5 protein-coding genes are annotated in these 4,410 nt (G+C 61.4%); 3 read left to right on the top strand and 2 right to left on the bottom strand.

The window, feature by feature from the left end; genetic code table 11:
* Positions 1–139: 139 nt before the first annotated feature.
* Both ACH2EH_RS12740 and ACH2EH_RS12735 read right to left on the bottom strand, forming a co-directional pair.
* Positions 140–748: a hypothetical protein gene (locus ACH2EH_RS12740; protein WP_395142217.1), complete on the bottom strand. Its 609-nt coding sequence runs from the start codon at positions 746–748 to the stop codon at positions 140–142.
* Between the two features lie 92 nt (positions 749–840).
* Entirely contained in the window at positions 841–993 is a 153-nt protein-coding gene (locus ACH2EH_RS12735) for a hypothetical protein (RefSeq protein ID WP_395142215.1), read from the bottom strand.
* Between ACH2EH_RS12735 and ACH2EH_RS12730 the strand changes: the two genes are divergently transcribed.
* From ACH2EH_RS12730 to ACH2EH_RS12720, 3 genes are all read left to right on the top strand, one after another.
* A complete protein-coding gene (locus ACH2EH_RS12730) occupies positions 987–2,888 on the top strand; it encodes a polysaccharide biosynthesis protein (protein ID WP_395142213.1) in 1,902 nt (633 codons plus the stop codon). The genes ACH2EH_RS12735 and ACH2EH_RS12730 overlap by 7 nt on opposite strands.
* Entirely contained in the window at positions 2,885–4,090 is a 1,206-nt protein-coding gene (locus ACH2EH_RS12725) for a hypothetical protein (RefSeq protein WP_395142210.1), read from the top strand. Before ACH2EH_RS12730 ends, ACH2EH_RS12725 begins: the two co-directional genes overlap by 4 nt.
* The coding region (locus ACH2EH_RS12720) for a hypothetical protein (RefSeq protein ID WP_395142208.1) at positions 4,078–4,410 on the top strand (333 nt) is incomplete at its 3' end. The genes ACH2EH_RS12725 and ACH2EH_RS12720, both read left to right, overlap by 13 nt.

Raw genomic sequence — 4,410 nt, 5'->3', positions numbered from 1 at the left:
GCGAAACAGCAAGAGCGCCGGGATGGTGAGCACGTCGAAGCCCACGGCGGCGGGCAGCTCCTCGTCCATAAAAAAACAAATACCCACCCCCTGAGATTCCCCCGCCAGGCGGGGGCTAGGGGGTGGGTCAAAGCAAAAACTACTTAGGAATCTTCATTCCCATGCTGGTGTAGGCATCCTCGATGGCCTTGATGTCCTCAAGAGCGATCTTATTCTTAGGATCAAGTGCCTTCGCCTTGCGCAGAGTCGCGAGAGCCTGCGGGTAGCGCACACGCGGCGGGACGCTCTGGTCGAGCATCTGGCCGTGGCCCAGCCCAGCCATTGCTTGCGCGGCGGCAAGCTTCAGCTTGGCATCCTTGGGCTTCTTGGCGAGCGCGGCGGAGGTAGCATCGGACTTTTTCTTCAGCTCAGCAACACTAGGACCTTTGGGTGCTTCAGGTGCCTTGGGAGCGGGCTTCTCGGGTTCGGCAGACTTGGGGGCAGTCCAGCTCTTGGGCTTGGGCTCCGGGTCAGGGCCGACGTCCACTCCCGCCTTCTTGGCCTCAGCGGCATCATCAAAACTCTCGAAGCTAAGATTGTGCATCTTGTAGTAGAGCGCACGGTAGCCCAGCTTGGGTGGAGCAGGCGCATGGCAATAGTTACACTTCTTGCCTTCTTTTTCAGCAAACGGGGGCTTGGCCTGTGCACCGCTGACCATCAGCGCTAAGGCAACGCCGCTCAGAGCGACGCGGGTAAGAGAACGAATCATGATAAAAACCTCCCAAACAGTAGTGTTTGATTTTATTCACTAAGACGATTCGGCAAAGCCAAAGTTTATTCCTGCATGCGTGACTAAAATCGTCACCCTAGCCCCAGAGCCACGCCACTGGGATGCACTCCCTGTGTGCCGGAACGGTAGCTATAGCCCAGCTCGATCAGACTTCCGTCGGTGAAGTCTTTTCCCGTGACATTAGTGGTAGAATAACCCGGAATTTCCTCTAAAACAAATGCCATTGCCTCCCATTAGCCGACGGATTGTCGGGCAGATACTGATAGATGCCGCGCTGGTGAGTGCGGCAAATCTGGCATCGTTTCTGCTCAAGCACGGTTCCTCGAGTCTTCGCTCGGACAACGCCTCCCTACAAACCGTTCTGGTGACACTGCCCGTGCTGGTAGTGCTACGAGTAGTGGCTTTCGGGCTTTTCCGGCTTTATCGTATTCGCTGGCGCTACATGTCGGTGCATGATCTCAAGACCGTGGCGGGGGCGACGACGCTCTCGAGCGTGGTGTTCTATGGCTTTCTGAGAATACTCGGCGACGGTGCGCCCTGGGTCTATTCCTGGGGGATGCAGATCATAGACTGGGTGCTGACTATCTGCCTACTCTCAGGAGTGCGTATCGGCTACCGACTCTGGTCGGACAAGAGCTTGGAAACGCCGACGCTTCCCAGCCAGCGCGCTCTGATCGTCGGGGCGGGGGATGCGGGCGAGACAGTCGCCCGTGAGCTTCTACGTCGCTCCGCCGAGGGTATTGTCCCCGTGGGCTTTGTGGACGATGAACCCAAGCGCCGAGGCACACGCATCCATGGCCTACCTGTCCTGGGAACCACGCAGGACATTCCCGCCCTCGCGCAAAAAATCGGGGTTGAGGTAATTCTGATCGCGATTCCCAGTGCGGCGGGAAAAACCATCCGTGATATTGTCGCCCGCTGCGAGGCCGTGCCCGCCCGCCTCTGCCTCGTGCCGGACATTACGGATCTGATCGAGGGCAGCAGTGCCACGGGAATCTCGCGCCTCACCTCCATCCGCGCCGTCAAGATCGAGGATCTCCTGCGCCGCGAGCCTGTCCAGACCGATCTGGCGGAGCTGGCAGGGTATCTGAGCGGTCAGCGCGTCTTAGTCACGGGCGCGGGGGGCAGTATCGGCAGCGAGCTCTGTCGTCAGATCGCGGGGCTCAACCCGGCGCGTCTGCTCTTGCTTGGCCGTGGGGAGAACTCGATCTTTGAGATTGAGCAGGAGCTGATCCGTGAGTTTGGGATCGCGCCCATCGCCATTATCGCGGATGTGAAAGATAGGGATCGGTTAGAGGAAGTCTTTCTCGCGGAGCGCCCCACGGTTGTCTTTCATGCCGCCGCGCACAAGCATGTCCCACTGATGGAAGCCAGCCCCAGCGAGGCAGTGAAGAACAATGTTTTAGGCACGCGCAATATCGCCGAGGTCGCCGCCGCGTGTGGGGTTCGCAAGTTTGTCTACGTCTCCACCGACAAGGCCGTCAATCCGGAGAGTGTCATGGGCGCGACCAAGCGCATCGGCGAGCAGATCGTCTCTAGCCTCTCCCGACAGCATCTGGGCACTGAGTTTGCCGTGGTCCGCTTTGGCAATGTGCTGGGCTCACGTGGCTCAGTCGTGCCGACCATGCAGAAGCAAATCGCACGGGGCGGCCCCATCACGGTCACGGATCCACAGATGACTCGCTACTTCATGACCATCCCCGAAGCGGTTCAGCTCATTCTTCAGGCGGGGGCGATGGGCAAGCACGGCGAGACTTTCTTGCTCGACATGGGCGAGCCCGTCCGAATACTAGATCTTGCACGCGATCTCATCCGGCTCTCTGGCCTGCGACCCGATGTGGACATCAAGATCGAGTTCACGGGTGTACGCCCCGGTGAGAAAATCAACGAGGAGCTTCTCTACGCCAGTGAGGCGCGCTGCCCCACGGCCCATGCCAAGATCTCCGTGAGTGAGAGCGGAACCACCTCGCCGCTGCTCACGACTGTGGTGGATCGGCTTATTCGCCTGGCTTGTGAGGGCGAGCGTGACACCCTCCGCGCGGAGATCCTTCGGGTGGCACGCGGGGAAGTCCCCACGGTGGAGACCGTCTTTGTTGCAGGAACCACTGTCCGCCGATGACCCCTCCTGCCCTCACCGATGAGATTGTGGCTCCGGGTGACCCGCTCTACGCACGGCTTGCCGCCGCCGCACGACTCGGTTTGCTCCCTGGCTGGCAGCCCGTAGACTTTCTCCGTGGCGACCGCCTCTTCACCCGCCGCGAGCTGGCTCCCCTGCTAGAAAAACTTCCCCCTAAAACCGAGATTATCGTTCTGGGTAATGCACCGCGTGGCTTTGCCGCTGGGCCGGGCTGGCAGGTGCAGGCCACGAAAAACGGCATCACGGCGGCGGAGCTAAGCACGAGCTGGCGGGGCTGGGAGCTCTCGGCGGGGCGCAAGCCGCTGCGCTGGGGGCCGGGCTGGACCGGGGGCATGCTCTTCTCCGACTCCGCTCCCCCCCTGGATCGTGTTGGGGTGAGCAAGCGTTTTGGCAGTATCACCTTCGAGCAGTTCTACGGCCAGTACTTCGAGCCCGAGGATCTCAGTGCGCCTAAAGACACCGCTAGCGGGACGCGCCGCCACTTGGCCGGGCGGCGTCTGACCTTCCAGAATCGCGGCCCGTGGGAGATCTCCGCGGGCGAGGCAATTAAGGCGCTACGCCTCCCTGATCCCGTGTTTGCCGCCACACTTCCCTGGTATGTTTATGAGCACGACTGGAGCGCTCTGGGAAGTGGGCGCTGGCTCGGGCTGCCACGCTCAGCCGCTTATAAAAATTCGCTCTGGCTCAACTACATGGCCGATCTGAGTATCGCATACCGCCAAAAAGACGGGACACACTTCTTCACCGAGTACCTTCTTGATGATATCAAGGCCCCCGCGTTTCTCGGCGGCGTCGAGACGACACCCCAGCGCACGGGGCTACTTCTCGGGGCTGCAGGCGTGCGCGGCCCACTTGCCTGGCGTGTGGAGGCGCTCGATACCAACCGCCGCACCTACCGTAGCGAAGCGCAGGCCAACTGGTGGAACCAGGGCGACTCTCCCCTAGGCCATCCCGCAGGCCCCAATGCCTCCGTCCTCTTTGTCCGCACGGACTACAAGGCTAGTGCGCACCTGTCCGTAGCCCTGGAAGCGGAGCAGCGCCGTCGGCGCGACGCGAGCCAGCCGGGTCCCACGCCTCTCAACCGCCTGACACTCTTCGTTTCAACCACGCTCGCCCCGCAGGCCTTCGCGACCGCACGGCTAGAGCGGGGCGGGGCACGGCTCACCCTCGGATGGATTCCGTAACGCTCTTTGTGCAAGACCGGGCGGGTCGCCCTCTTGCCAAAAAAGCACTGCGTGTTCAGCTCCAGCTCACCGGCTGGCGGCGGCTTCCCGATGGCAGCTCTCTCCCTTGCCATGACTCTCTCCAGCGACAGGCGCACACCGATGCACAGGGGAAAGCACAGCTCACACTGGGCTTCGCTTTCGAAGGAACCTGGCGTGCGACACTGACCTCGGGAGAGGCGCAGATGCTTGCTCTAAGCCAGAGCGAGGACACTCTCACTGTCTTTGAGCCACCGGATCGCTTCCTCGCCGACGGCACACCACTCTGGGAACCAACTCGC

Origin of the sequence: Armatimonas sp., from assembly GCF_043760365.1 — a bacterium.
GTDB lineage: Bacteria > Armatimonadota > Armatimonadia > Armatimonadales > Armatimonadaceae > Armatimonas.
The sequence above is the reverse complement of the archived record's forward strand: the minus strand, read 5'-3'. Positions and strand labels throughout refer to the sequence as shown.

Bases quoted from the DNA above. Each gene is read 5' to 3' on its own strand.
- ACH2EH_RS12740 (WP_395142217.1), bottom strand. From the start codon at position 748: ATGATTCGTTCTCTTACCCGCGTCGCTCTGAGCGGCGTTGCCTTAGCG.
- ACH2EH_RS12730 (WP_395142213.1), top strand. From the start codon at position 987: ATGCCATTGCCTCCCATTAGCCGACGGATTGTCGGGCAGATACTGATA.
- ACH2EH_RS12735 (WP_395142215.1), bottom strand. From the start codon at position 993: ATGGCATTTGTTTTAGAGGAAATTCCGGGTTATTCTACCACTAATGTC.
- ACH2EH_RS12725 (WP_395142210.1), top strand. From the start codon at position 2,885: ATGACCCCTCCTGCCCTCACCGATGAGATTGTGGCTCCGGGTGACCCG.